The organism is Pseudomonas sp. DR208, from assembly GCF_019823005.1.
GTDB lineage: Bacteria > Pseudomonadota > Gammaproteobacteria > Pseudomonadales > Pseudomonadaceae > Aquipseudomonas > Aquipseudomonas extremorientalis.
Window position 1 is genome coordinate 5,222,618 of record NZ_CP081944.1, and the last position, 13,201, is coordinate 5,235,818.

At 61.0% G+C, this 13,201-nt stretch carries 13 protein-coding genes; 6 read left to right on the forward strand and 7 right to left on the reverse strand.

Annotated elements, in window-relative coordinates:
* Positions 1-172 precede the first annotated feature (172 nt).
* A complete protein-coding gene (locus tag K5K89_RS23530) occupies positions 173-1,492 on the forward strand; it encodes an MFS transporter (RefSeq protein ID WP_071489327.1) in 1,320 nt (439 codons plus the stop codon).
* Between the two features lie 53 nt (positions 1,493-1,545).
* On the opposite strand, the gene K5K89_RS23535 is transcribed toward K5K89_RS23530, so the two are convergent.
* A complete protein-coding gene (locus tag K5K89_RS23535) occupies positions 1,546-2,301 on the reverse strand; it encodes a hypothetical protein (protein WP_071489326.1) in 756 nt (251 codons plus the stop codon).
* A gap of 160 nt (positions 2,302-2,461) precedes the next feature.
* Here K5K89_RS23535 and K5K89_RS23540 point away from each other — a divergent pair, with 160 nt between their 5' ends.
* Positions 2,462-3,094, forward strand: a complete 633-nt coding sequence (locus tag K5K89_RS23540) for a flavin reductase family protein (protein ID WP_092246825.1) — start codon at positions 2,462-2,464, stop codon at positions 3,092-3,094.
* Positions 3,095-3,219: 125 nt separating this feature from the next.
* On the opposite strand, the gene K5K89_RS23545 is transcribed toward K5K89_RS23540, so the two are convergent.
* Positions 3,220-3,498, reverse strand: coding sequence for a hypothetical protein (locus K5K89_RS23545; protein ID WP_083351504.1), 279 nt, complete (start codon positions 3,496-3,498; stop codon positions 3,220-3,222).
* A 9-nt stretch (positions 3,499-3,507) separates the two neighbouring features.
* Positions 3,508-3,849, reverse strand: coding sequence for an antibiotic biosynthesis monooxygenase family protein (locus tag K5K89_RS23550; RefSeq protein ID WP_010208042.1), 342 nt, complete (start codon positions 3,847-3,849; stop codon positions 3,508-3,510).
* A gap of 327 nt (positions 3,850-4,176) precedes the next feature.
* Between K5K89_RS23550 and K5K89_RS23555 the strand changes: the two genes are divergently transcribed.
* Positions 4,177-5,106, forward strand: coding sequence for an AraC family transcriptional regulator (locus K5K89_RS23555; RefSeq protein WP_222540357.1), 930 nt, complete (start codon positions 4,177-4,179; stop codon positions 5,104-5,106).
* Between the two features lie 60 nt (positions 5,107-5,166).
* Here the strand turns inward: K5K89_RS23555 and K5K89_RS23560 are convergent, their stop codons facing one another.
* The 4 genes from K5K89_RS23560 to edd form a co-directional block, all read right to left on the reverse strand.
* Complete coding sequence (locus K5K89_RS23560) at positions 5,167-6,636, reverse strand: ATP-binding protein (protein ID WP_222540358.1); 1,470 nt, start codon at positions 6,634-6,636, stop codon at positions 5,167-5,169.
* Complete coding sequence (locus tag K5K89_RS23565) at positions 6,626-7,360, reverse strand: response regulator (RefSeq protein WP_058423302.1); 735 nt, start codon at positions 7,358-7,360, stop codon at positions 6,626-6,628. Before K5K89_RS23565 ends, K5K89_RS23560 begins: the two co-directional genes overlap by 11 nt.
* A gap of 99 nt (positions 7,361-7,459) precedes the next feature.
* Positions 7,460-8,416, reverse strand: coding sequence for a glucokinase (locus tag K5K89_RS23570; protein ID WP_071489321.1), 957 nt, complete (start codon positions 8,414-8,416; stop codon positions 7,460-7,462).
* Complete coding sequence (edd, locus tag K5K89_RS23575; RefSeq protein ID WP_222540359.1) at positions 8,413-10,239, reverse strand: phosphogluconate dehydratase; 1,827 nt, start codon at positions 10,237-10,239, stop codon at positions 8,413-8,415. Before edd ends, K5K89_RS23570 begins: the two co-directional genes overlap by 4 nt.
* 221 nt (positions 10,240-10,460) lie before the next feature.
* Between edd and gap the strand changes: the two genes are divergently transcribed.
* The 3 genes from gap (at position 10,461) to K5K89_RS23590 (ending at position 13,175) form a co-directional block, all read left to right on the forward strand.
* Complete coding sequence (gene gap / locus K5K89_RS23580; RefSeq protein WP_058426789.1) at positions 10,461-11,462, forward strand: type I glyceraldehyde-3-phosphate dehydrogenase; 1,002 nt, start codon at positions 10,461-10,463, stop codon at positions 11,460-11,462.
* Between the two features lie 151 nt (positions 11,463-11,613).
* Positions 11,614-12,132: an RNA polymerase sigma factor gene (locus tag K5K89_RS23585; protein ID WP_016975497.1), complete on the forward strand. Its 519-nt coding sequence runs from the start codon at positions 11,614-11,616 to the stop codon at positions 12,130-12,132.
* Between the two features lie 74 nt (positions 12,133-12,206).
* On the forward strand, positions 12,207-13,175 hold the full coding sequence (locus tag K5K89_RS23590) for a FecR family protein (protein WP_222540360.1): 969 nt from the start codon (positions 12,207-12,209) through the stop codon (positions 13,173-13,175).
* The last annotated feature ends 26 nt before the right edge of the window (positions 13,176-13,201 follow it).

The window sequence follows — 13,201 nt, forward strand, 5'->3', positions numbered from 1 at the left end:
CCATAAGCGGATTTCCGCCCACCGCCTGCAAATCATCAGCGGTTTTTCGCTCAAATAAATCCTCAAACCCCTCTGTTCCGGGCCTTCATACACCTGGCACAGCTCCTGCTATAGCTCGACCCAGGCTGCGCACGCGCCGCTCCATAAAAACAACTAGATGAAGGATCCTTCAATGGATAACTCCAACGCCCTGCCTCTGGGGTCGGCGGCCGCGCCGGCAAAAGAGCGCACTACCTCCAGCCGCATCAAATCGATTTTCAGTGGTTCTGTCGGCAACATGGTCGAATGGTACGACTGGTACGTCTACGCCGCTTTTTCGCTGTACTTCGCCAAGACTTTCTTCCCCAAAGGCGACACCACCGCCCAACTGCTCAACACCGCCGCGATCTTCGCCGTGGGCTTCCTGATGCGCCCGATCGGTGGCTGGCTGATGGGCCTGTACGCCGACAAGGTCGGCCGTAAAAAAGCCCTGATGGCCTCGGTCTACCTGATGTGCTTCGGCTCGCTGCTGATTGCCCTGAGCCCGGGCTATGAAATCATCGGTATCGGTGCGCCGATCCTGCTGGTATTTGCCCGCTTGCTGCAGGGGCTGTCGGTCGGCGGCGAATACGGCACCTCCGCCACTTACCTCAGCGAGATGGCGACCAAGCAACGTCGTGGTTTCTACTCCAGCTTCCAGTACGTGACGCTGATCTCCGGCCAGCTCATCGCCCTGGCGGTGCTGATCGTGTTGCAACAACTGCTGACCACCGAGCAACTGTATGCCTGGGGCTGGCGTATCCCGTTCGCCATCGGCGCACTCTGCGCAGTGGTTGCGCTGTACCTGCGGCGCGGCATGGAAGAAACCGAGTCGTTCACCAAAAAGGAAAAGGCCAAGGAAAGCGCAATGCGCACCTTGATGCGCCACCCCAAGGAACTGCTGACCGTGGTCGGCCTGACCATGGGCGGTACGCTGGCGTTCTACACCTACACCACCTACATGCAGAAGTACCTGGTGAACACCGTCGGCATGAGCATTTCCGACTCCACCACCATCTCGGCGGCGACGCTGTTCCTGTTCATGTGCCTGCAACCCATCGTCGGCGGGCTGTCGGATAAAATCGGCCGGCGGCCGATCCTGATCGCCTTCGGCATACTCGGTACGCTGTTCACCGTGCCGATCCTCACCACCCTGCATACCATCCAGACCTGGTGGGGCGCGTTCTTCCTGATCATGGCGGCGCTGATCATCGTCAGCGGCTACACCTCGATCAACGCCGTGGTGAAAGCCGAACTGTTCCCCACCGAAATCCGCGCCCTGGGCGTGGGCCTGCCGTATGCGCTGACGGTGTCGATCTTCGGCGGCACCGCTGAATATATCGCGCTGTGGTTCAAGAGCATCGGCATGGAAACCGGTTATTACTGGTACGTGACGGCGTGCATCGCGGTGTCGCTGGTGGTCTACGTGACCATGAAGGACACCCGCAAGCACTCGCGCATTACCACCGACTAAACGTCAGTTGCAGTCAACCCTGTGGGAGAGGGCAAACCCTCCCACAGGTTGAATCAGGACAACTCAGCTATCGTCTTACGTCCGTACCGCCGCTGCGCGTACGACGCCCCCGCAATCATCACCACCAACACCGCCGCCAACACTGCCGACGAACCGATGGTGCCGAAGTCCAACCCGCCCTTTTCATGGGGCTTGGTAAGGAAGTCACCCAAGGTCGCGCCGAACGGCCGGGTCAGTACAAACGCCACCCAGAACAACAGCACCGAAGAAATCCTGGTGAAGTATTTGAGTGCCACCACCGCCGCAATCGCCGAGCCGATCAACAAGGCGCCGCCAGCAAAGCCCAGCCCGGAGTCATCTGCCAGGAAATCGCCCAACGCGGTGCCCAAGGTGTTGGAGAACAGGATGGCCATCCAGTAGAACAACTCACCCCGGAAGGTCTGCACCTTGTTCACGTTCAGCGAATCGCCGCTGAGGTGCCACAACGCGAAGATGATCATCAGGATCGCGATCAGGATCATGGAGCCCGTGGCATAACCCAGCCCCAAGGTGCGGTCCATGAAATCCGACATCGTGGTGCCTGCGGTGCTAGTGGACAGAATCACGATCCAGTACAGCACCGGGTTATAGGTTTTCGAGCGCAGTTGCGTCACCAAGGTGATCAGGAACACGCTGATCAGCATCATCGAACTGATGGCATAACCGACATCCAGGGTCATCGACAGCAAATCCCCGGCGGTTTCGCCCAAGGTGGTCGCGCAGATTTTCATGACCCAGAACGCCAGGGTGATCTGAGGAAGTTTATTCATAAGGGGGAAGGCTCCAAAGCTCAGTCTCTCAATAGGCCGACTTATTGGGTTGTCGACAGTGGGCGCAGACTGACGGTGGAGCTGTGAAAAATAGGTGGGCGATGAATGAAAATTCCATAGTATGGCCACTTCATCGACGACCACTGCAGGAACCCCGGCCATGCCTGACGATATCCACTTCTACGAACCCGCCAACGGCCACGGTCTGCCCCACGACCCGTTCAATGCCATCGTCGGTCCACGGCCGATCGGCTGGATCTCGTCCCATGACAACGAAGGTCACCTGAACCTGGCGCCCTACAGTTTTTTCAATGCGTTCAACTACATTCCGCCGATCATTGGATTTTCCAGCGTCGGGCGCAAAGACAGCCTGAACAACATCGAACAGACCGGCGAGTTTGTGTGGAACCTGGCCACCCGCCCGTTGGCCGAGCAGATGAACCAGAGCTGTGCTGCCGTCTCACCTGAGGTGAACGAGTTTGAATTGGCCGGCCTGACGCCGGTGGCCTCGAAGATCGTTGGTGTGCCGCGGGTGGGCGAAAGCCCGGTCTCGTTCGAATGCAAGGTGACGCAGATCATTCAGCTGCAACGTGCCGACAAGGCATTGGTGCCGAGCTGGCTGGTGCTCGGCGAGGTGGTCGCGGTGCACATTGCCAAGTGGCTGCTCAAGGATGGCATCTACGATACCGCCGCCGCCGAGCCGATCCTGCGCGGTGGCGGACCGGCGGATTACTTTCAGTTGGGGCCAGAAGCCCTGTTCAGGATGTATCGCCCAGGCGCCAGCAAACCCTGACTGAAAGACAATAAAACATGGGAGGGGGCTTGCCCCCGATGGCAATCGGCACATTCAACGTCTTTGTTGAATGACACGCCGCTATCGGGGGCAAGCCCCCTCCCACATTGGACTGTCGGTGTTGCTCAGTTGGCGGCGCTCGCCCAGGTCAGTTGACCCTCTTCGTCCACACCCGTCAGCCGTTCAAGCTGCACAGTGGCTGCATCGTCAGCATCGGAGGCCGTCTTGAACGTCTGTCCGTCAAGGATCTTGTGAAACTGCGGGGCGCCCATGCCATCCAGTGCCTTGACGGCAACGGCGGCGCTGTAGCCCCCTTCACCCGGTACTACGGCGGATACGGCTTCGTGGTGGGCAAATTGTTTACGTGCCATGTTGCAGGTCCTGGCCAATGGAAAGTCGGCCATTCTAGACCTTCAGCCGGCGAGTTGCAGGTACTCGCCGTAGGCGTGTGCGGCGGATGCATCGGTGAAGGTCTGGAAGTCCATGCTGCGCACGACCATGTCGTTCAACAGCTCGGTGAAGATCATCAGCGCCGGGGAGTTGAAGTAGGCGCTCATCGCCTGCTCGCTGCTCCAGAAACCGGAGATCAACCACACATCAGGATCAACCTGGGAATGCTGCAACGAGAACTGCAGGCAACCCTGAGCCTGGCGGCCCGGTTCGATCAAACTGCTCAAGCGTGCACCGAGTTCGGTGCTGCACCCGGTGCGGGCGCGGATAAAGGCCATATGGCTCGCGGGAATGGGGGTGGACATGTTCGACTCTCCCGTTGAGAAGTGATGCTCGGCAAGCACTGTGAGGGCGTGTTGCCACAGGATCAAAGATAACGGCGCGAGTCGGCGCGCGGTTAGTCAATTCCTGTCGGCTTATTGCACAATCCTGCGAGAAGCGTAGGAGGGACGTCTGGCACAGAGGTTTATTCCATGGCCCGAGGCCTTGTTTCAGGGAGATGACAGGTGCCGCGATTGCCTGATTCACGATGTATCGCAGGATCAGGCAAGGATTGTGCAGAATCGACGTAACACTGTTTGAAAAGCCGCCGCTAAGCTGAACCCATCGAAGTAGCCAGTAGAGGACGTTCCATGTCGTCGCCCGAACATACAGCCATTCCCCTCGACGCCGAGATGGAAAAACAGCGCGCCGAACTGGCCAGCATCGTGCACCGGCATACCTGGGAGGACGGTTCCTACGGTACGGCCATCACCACCCTGTTTCTGAACCGCCACAACACCCCGCGCGACTTCATGCCGGTGCTGGTGGAACCGGCCCTGTGCATCCTCGCCAGTGGCAGCAAGGAAGTACGCCTGGCCGACGAAATCTTTGCCTACGACCCGCTCAACTACCTGGTGTTCTCGGTAGCGATGCCGGTGGCCGGGCGGATCATCGATGCCACGCCGCAGGACCCGAACCTGTCAGTGCGCATCAATATCGATCCGGCGCAGCTCACGGCGCTGATTGCCGAGGCTGGCCCGATGGGCGTGCCATCGCGCCCGACTTCTCGCGGCATGTACGTCGACCGCATTGATGGCCAACTGTTGGACGCCGTACTGCGACTGGCACGCCTGTTGGATACGCCGAAAGACATCACCATGCTCGCGCCGTTGATCAACCGCGAAATTCTTTACCGATTATTGCGTGGGCCGCAGGGCTATCGGCTGTATGAAATCGCCGTGGCCAACAGTCAGAGCCATCGGGTCAGCCAGGCGATCAAGTGGTTGAACGGCAACTACGAACAACCGCTGCGCATCGATGACCTGGCCAAGGAAGTGAACCTGAGCGTCTCGACCTTGCACCACCGTTTCAAGGCGATCACCGCCATGAGCCCGTTGCAATACCAGAAGCAGTTGCGCTTGCAGGAGGCACGGCGCTTGATGATTGCCGAAGGGTTGGAAGCATCGGCGGCAGGGTATCGGGTGGGGTATGAAAGCCCATCGCAATTCAGCCGGGAATACAGCCGATTGTTTGGCGCACCGCCGTTGCGTGACCTGGCCCGGTTGCGCCAGAGCATCTGAGCCAATGACGATCAACATGTGGGAGGGGCTTGCCCCCTCCCACACTGGGACCGCTTGTGTTCAGTCTAATCCGCGCGGCAGCTGCAGGGTCACGCGCAAGCCACCCTCACGCAAATTCTGCAAACTCACTTCACCGCCATGGCTGTGCGCAATGTTGCGCGCAATCCCCAGGCCCAAGCCGTAACCCTGTTGCTGCCCGGCGAGGCGGAAGTGTGGCTCGAAGACTTGTTCCAGGCGCTGCTCCGGCACGCCGGGCCCCTCGTCGTCCACATGCAGGACGAACTCCGCGCCATCGTCCTCGATGTGCAGATGGGCGTTCTGCCCATACTTCAAGGCATTGTCGATCAGGTTGCCGATGCAGCGCTTGAGCGCCAGCGGCTTGCCCGGATACGCCGCCAGGGCAGCACCGTCCAGCGTGACCCGGCCGTTGCCGTTGGGTGCCACGTAAGGCTCCACCAGGCATTCGAGCACATGATTGAGGTCCACCGGCTCGATGTTCTCGTGGATATCCGTGTCTTTCACGCATTGCAGCGCGCCCTTCACCAGCAACTCCAGTTCATCCAGGTCACGGCCGAACTTGGTTTGCAGGTTTTCGTCTTCCAGCAGTTCCACGCGCAGGCGCAGGCGGGTGATCGGTGTGCGCAAGTCGTGGGAAATCGCACTGAACAATTGACTGCGCTCGGTCAGGTAGCGGCTGATGCGCTCACGCATGGCGTTGAAAGCACGGCCCACTTCCACCACTTCGCTGCCGCCACCTTCGGCCACCGGCTCCACGTCGGCGCCCAGGGACATGTCCCGCGCTGCCCGCGCCAAGCGCTTGAGCGGCCGGCTTTGCCAGTGCACCAGCAGGCCGATGAACAGCAGCAGGAAACTGCTGGTCAGCACGATAAACCACACCTGCTGGGACGGCAGGCCTTGTTCTTCAAGGCTGGTGTAGGGCTCGGGCAACAGCGAGGCGATGTACAGCCATTCGCCCTGGGCCAGTTGGATCTGGGTGACCAGCACCGGCGGGTTCACCGGTTCCAGGGTCAGCGCGTAGTGCGCCCAGGAACGCGGCAGCTCATCGAGTTTCAGGCCGGCATTGAAGATGCGCAGGTCTTCGGCGCTGACGAACTCCACCGACATATGCACATCGGCGCCCAGGGTCTGCTTCAGCACCTCATCCACCGCTTCAAGCACTGCCTGTTTACGCGGGGTCTGCGGCAGGATGGCCATGTCCAGCGGGCGATCATTGAGCGTCACCACAAAACGCGTGCCACCCATGCTGCGCAGTTGATCGAGCACCAGCGGCCGATACGCCACCGGTAACGAACGAAAATAACTCACGCTGGCGGTCATCGAATGCGCCAGGCTGCGGGCACTGGTGACCAGGCCTTCGAGCTGGGTGGCGCGCAATTGCGAGACCCAGATCACGCTGGACAGCGCCTGGGCGAACAGCACCGCCAGCAGCGTCAGCAGCAGCATGCGCCCCAGCAGCGAACGCGGTACCGGGAAGCGCCGGCGGCGTTCGGTCAACGGCTCAGTGGACATTGCCGGCAACCACGCTGGCTGCCAGTTGATAACCACTGCCCCGCACGGTGCGGATCAGACGAGGGGGCTTTTCGGTGTCGCGCAGGCGTTGGCGCAGGCGGCTGACAGCCATGTCGACGATGCGATCCAGCGGCATCAGATCACGCCCCCGGGTGGCGTTGCCGATGGTGTCGCGGTCGAGGATCTGCTGCGGGTGGTCGAGAAACAATTTGAGCAGGGCAAAATCGGCGCCGGAGAGGATCACTTCTTCGCCGTCCACATGGAACAGACGGTGGCTGATCATATCCAGCCGCCACTCATCGAATACCAGCACATCGCCGCCGCTGCTGCGCTCCTGGCCGAACTGGCAACGGCGCAACAAGGCCTTGATCCGCGCTTGCAACTCGCGAGGGCTGAAGGGTTTGCCGATGTAGTCGTCGGCGCCCAGCTCCAGGCCGATCACGCGGTCGGCCTCGTCGGAACTGGCGGTGAGCATGATGATCGGCACCTGCGCCTGGCGCGGGTGCTGGCGGATCCAGCGGCAAAGGCTGAAACCGTCTTCGTCCGGCAACATCACATCGAGGATGACCAGGTCGCACGGTGCCTCGTTCATCGCCTGGCGGAACCCCGCGCCATCCGGCACCCCACGCACCTGGAAACCGGCGCGACTGAGGTAGGTCTGCAGCAATTCGCGGATTTCCTGGTCGTCATCGACCAGGAGGATCGATTTACTGATTACGCTCACGGGGTCCTCCTTGTTGTTATGGGGTGTTATTGATGGCCTCATCGGGGGCAAGCCCCCTCCCACATTGGAATGCGTTTGCCCCGATAGGGCCATCAGTCCCTATGCAAAAGCCTGTTCCAACGCGACGCCAGCCCCGGTCAATCCGGAATACGGCGCGGTCACCAACCACACCGGAATACCCTTGAAATAGTCGCTCATGCAGCCTTTGTCAGCAAAGCTCCTGGCAAAACCGCTGTGGATAAAGAAGTCGGCAAACCTCGGTATCACCCCGCCCACGATGTACACACCACCGCGTCCGCCGGTGGTCAGCACATTGTTACCGGCTACGCGGCCCAGCCAGATGCTGAACTGGTCCAACACTTCCATCGCCACCGGGTCACCGGCCAGGCCGGCGGCCGTGATGGCTTCAGGGGTTTCCAGGACCGGCGCATGGCCGTCGACCGCACAGATCGCCCGGTACAGACGTGGCAGCCCGCCACCGCTCAAAGCCGTTTCAGCGCTGACATGCCCGATCTCGGTGTAGATGTGCTGCCACAGCTGGGTTTCCCGTGGGCTGCTCAGCGGCAGGTCGACGTGCCCGCCCTCCCCCGGCAGCGCCGCAAAACGGCCACCGCCCAGGTCCAGCAAAGTACCGACACCCAGCCCGGTGCCCGGACCGATCACCACCGCAGGCCGCAACGGCTCCGGCGTGCCCTCGCAGACCACGCGGAATTCGTCGGGCTTGAGGCGGGTCATGCCCAGGGCCATGGCCGAGAAATCATTGACCAACAGCAGATCATCCACCTGCAATGTCTTGCAAAACGCAGTCTTGCTCAGGCGCCAGTGGTTGTTGGTGAATTTAAATTCATCTCCGCTCACCGGACCAGCGACGGAAAGACACACCGCGCCGATGTCCCCGATCTCCAGGCCTTCCTCCTTGAGGTAAACCTTGATAGCGGCCTCAGGGCTGGAATGATCCGCCGTGGCATGCACGCGGATCGAATGCAGTTCCTGATCCCGCCACAACGCAAAACGGGCATTGGTGCCCCCGATGTCACCGACCAGCGCTAACTTCACTTAAGCGTCTCCAAGGCAGAGGTAAAGGCGCTGGCGCCCTGCTCTGCGGAGCTTGCGGCCAAGCGCATAAATGCAAACAGCTCGCGACCGGCCCCCACGTTGTTACCCAACAGGCCCGTGGCAGGCGCACGCGCTGCAAATTCTTCGGCGTCCACCTTAAGCTCCAGGGTGCCCTTCACGCCATCCACACGAATGATATCGCCATCCTGCACCCGCGCCAGTGGCCCGCCGCTCTGGGCTTCGGGGTTGACGTGAATCGCGGCGGGGATCTTACCCGACGCGCCCGACATACGCCCGTCTGTTACCAGCGCGACCTTGAAGCCACGGTCCTGCAACACACCGAGGAACGGCGTCATCTTGTGCAATTCCGGCATGCCATTGGAACGCGGGCCCTGGAAGCGCATCACGGCGACGAAGTCTTTTTCCAACTGGCCGGCCTTGAACGCATCGGCCAGGTCCTGCTGGTCCTGGAACACCACGGCGGGTGCTTCGACAATCTGGTGCTCGAGGGCCACGGCCGAGACTTTCATCACGCCACGCCCCAGGTTGCCTTCCATCACGCGCAGGCCGCCCTCGGGCGAGAACGCACGGGCCACCGGGCGCAGGATGCTTTCGTCGAGACTCTCGATGGGACCGTCGCGCCAGATCAGCTCGCCGTCCACCAGGAACGGTTCCTGGGTGTAGCGGCTCAGGCCCTTGCCGGCCACGGTGTTGACGTCTTCGTGGAGCAGGCCGGCTTCGAGCAGTTCACGGATCAGGAACGACATGCCGCCCGCTGCCTGGAAGTGGTTGATATCGGCCTTGCCGTTGGGATACACGTGGGACAGGGTCGGCACCACCTCGGAAAGGTCGGCCATGTCGTCCCAGGTGAGGATGATGCCCGCCGACATGGCGATGGCCGGCATGTGCAGGGTGTGGTTGGTGGAGCCGCCGGTGGCGTTGAGCGCGATGATGGAGTTGACGATGGATTTCTCGTCGACGATCTCGCCGATCGGCGTGAAGTTGCCGTTGGCCTTGGTGAGGCGCGTGACCTGGTGCGCGGCTTCGCGGGTCAGCGCATCACGCAGCGGCGTGTACGGGTTGACGAACGAGGCGCCCGGCAGGTGCAGGCCCATGACTTCCATCAGCAACTGGTTGGTGTTGGCGGTGCCGTAGAAGGTGCAGGTGCCGGGGCTGTGGTAGGACCTCATCTCCGATTCCAGCAGCTCTTCGCGGGTGGCCTTGCCTTCGGCATAGCGCTGGCGCACATCGGCCTTCTGCTTGTTGGAAATGCCCGACGGCATCGGCCCGCCCGGTACGAAGATCATCGGCAGGTGGCCGTAGCGCAGCGCGCCCATCATCAGGCCGGGGACGATCTTGTCGCAGATGCCCAGCATCAAGGCCGCGTCGAACATGTTGTGGGACAGCGCTACCGCCGTGGACATGGCGATGACTTCACGGCTGAGCAGGCTCAGTTCCATACCGGGCTCGCCCTGGGTCACGCCGTCGCACATCGCGGGAGTGCCGCCGGCGAACTGGCCGACCGAGCCGACTTCACGCAGGGCTTTCTTGATCTGTTCAGGGAAATGTTCGTACGGCTGGTGCGCCGAGAGCATGTCGTTATATGACGAAACAATTGCCACGTTGGCGGCATTCATCATGCGCAGGCTATTTTTATCTTCAGTGCCGCAACCGGCCACGCCGTGGGCGAAGTTGGCGCATTGCAGCTTGCCGCGCATCGGACCGTCGCTGGCTGCGCCGCGAATGAGCGCAAGGTAAGCCTCGCGGGTGGCGCGGCTGCGGGCGATAAGCCGTTCGGTGACCTCAAGGACGCGGGGATGCATGTGTAGAACTCCAGGCTAACGGATGTGGCGACCTGAGTGTCTATGCTGATCAAACGCCCGCAGCGCATGGGATGGCAGGGAGTCGTTTGGATCATCGGACCAGTTGATTCAGGTCACTCGTTGTAGATTGAACAAAATATTGCCACTAAAAAGGCTTGTTTTCTATTTTTATGCGAATAATCTTGTAATTCTTACAACAAATCGACGACAGGCACTTTCCAATGACTCTTCGTATCGCAATCAATGGTTTTGGCCGTATCGGCCGTAATGTCCTGCGCGCACTGTATACCCAAGGCTACCGCCAGGATTTGCAGATCGTCGCCATCAATGATCTGGGCGACAGTTCGATCAATGCCCACCTGCTCAAATACGACACCGTGCATGGCACTTTCGAAGCAGAGGTCGCCCACGATCAGGAAAGCCTGACCGTCAATGGCGACCGGATTGCCGTCAGTGCCATTCGCAACCCGGCCGACCTGCCCTGGGCCGCGCACAAGATCGACGTGGTGTTCGAATGCACCGGCCTGTTCACCGACCGTGACAAGGCTGCCGCCCATATTACCGCCGGCGCACGCAAGGTGATCATCTCGGCACCGGCCAAGGGCGCGGACGCCACCGTGGTCTACGGCGTCAACCATGACATTCTGCGTCAATCCCACCAGATCATCTCCAACGCCTCGTGCACCACCAACTGCCTGGCACCTGTGGCTCAAGTACTGCACCGCGAGCTGGGTATCGAGAGCGGCCTGATGACCACCATCCATGCCTACACCAACGACCAGAACCTGACCGACGTCTACCACACCGACCCGTACCGCGCGCGTTCGGCCACCCAGAACATGATCCCGAGCAAGACCGGCGCCGCCGAAGCGGTAGGCCTGGTGCTGCCGGAGCTGGCGGGCAAGCTGACCGGCATGGCGGTGCGGGTGCCGGTGATCAACGTGTCGCTGGTGGACCTCACCGTACAACTGAAGAAAGAAGCCACGGCGCAAGAAGTCAACGCGCTGCTCAAAGAAGCCAGCCAGCACTCGAAGATCCTCGGCTATAACACCCTGCCGCTGGTTTCCAGTGACTTCAACCACAACCCGCTGTCGTCGATCTTCGATGCCAATCACACCAAGGTCAGCGGTAAATTGCTGAAAGTGCTGGCCTGGTACGACAACGAGTGGGGCTTCTCCAACCGCATGCTGGATAACTGCCTGGCGCTGTGCAACGCCGAGTGATGTGAGCTGTGCGGGACCTTGTGAAGGGGCTTGTGTGGGAGGGGGCTTGCCCCTCCCACACTGGTTTGTGTCGCGCATAAGGAAAATAGCCACTTGCCATTTGAGTTGATGATAAGCATTATCATTAACTGCAAATCGGTCTGGTAGCACTGTGAGCCAATCTCGCTTCAACCACGTCTTTCTCACCCAACGGGTGATTCTGCTTCGCACCTTGCAGCGGATGGTCAATAACCACAGCACCGCCGAGGACCTGTTGCAGGAAACCTACTTGCGCGTCACCCGGGCCCTCAGCGAGCGGCCGATCGATCACCTTGAACCCTTCGTCTATCAGACCGCGCGCAACCTGGCGCTGGATCATCTGCGCGCGCGCAGGATCCAGGCACGCACGCTGCAGGAAGATGTCCCGCTGGACGTCCTGCAAAGCGTCGCCGCCCCCATCAGCACGCCCGAAGATGCCACCCAGGCCGAGCAAATGCTCGAGGCCTTGAGCGTCAGCCTGGGCCAGTTGAGCGCCCGCCAGCAGCAGATCTTCATCCTCAGCCGCCTGCACGGTTGCAGTTACCAGGAGATCGCCGATCAGTTGGAAGTGTCCTTGAGCACCGTACAAAAGGAACTGAAGTTGATCATGGCCATCTGTGTAGGTGTGGCCGAACGGCTGGATCGGCCTTAAGCTTCACCCGACAGAAACGTCGACTCAAGCTGTAGGAAAGTTGAATAGAACGTGGCGAAGACCCGAGGAACACCGTGACGGACCCGAACAAACTGCACCCCCACGAGCTGGCTCATGAGGTGTTGCAAGACACGGCCATGGACCAAGCCCTCGACTGGCTGATCGCCTTGCAGTGCCCACAGCCCGGGCAGCAGGCCGAATTCGAAGCCTGGCTGGCCAGCAATCACGCCCACGTCCACGCCTTCGCCAAGGCCCAGGCGGCCTGGGGTGGCGCGCCAGTGCACAGCGCCGCCGTCGCCCTGGCAGCACCGCGCAAGCCCAGCGGCTGGCGGCGGATCAAACCCCATTGGAAACCTTTGGCCACCGCCGCCGTGTTGCTGATCGGGCTATTCAGCTTCAGCAACCTGCCGGTGCGCCTGCAGGCCGATCACCTCACCGTGGTGGGCGAACGCCAGCGCCTGCAACTGGACGACGGTTCAAAGGTGTTGCTCAACACCAATTCGGCGTTTTCCAGCAGCATCAAGGACCATCAGCGCATCGCTCGCCTGTACCAGGGCGAGGCGTTTTTCGAAATCAAACCCAACCATGGCCTGCCCCTGGAAATCGACGCCGGCCCCGTGCGCGCCAGCGTGCGCGATACCGCCTTCGCCGTGCGCTACCTCAATGGCGAAGCACAGGTGCAGGTGCAACGTGGCGATGTCGACCTGAGCAATACCTTCAATGATGCCCGCGTGCGTCTGAGCGCCGGGGAAAGCATCCGCATCGGCCCCAAGGGTTTCGGCTCGCCCGCCAGACTGGACGCCAACAAGGACCTGGCGTGGGTGCAAGGCCGGCTGATCTTCGAAAACTGCCCCATGAGCGAAGTGCTCGCCGAGCTGCGCCGCTATTACCCTGGCTGGATCGTCAACACCAACGACCAACTCGCCAGCGTCGCCGTCACCGGCAATTACCGCCTCGACCAGCCCCTGGATGTGGTGCGCTCGCTGGCCCACATCACCTCGGCCAAGTTGTCGGAATACCCGGCGCTGGTGATCCTCAACTAAATGAGAATTATTTTTACTCGATAGCT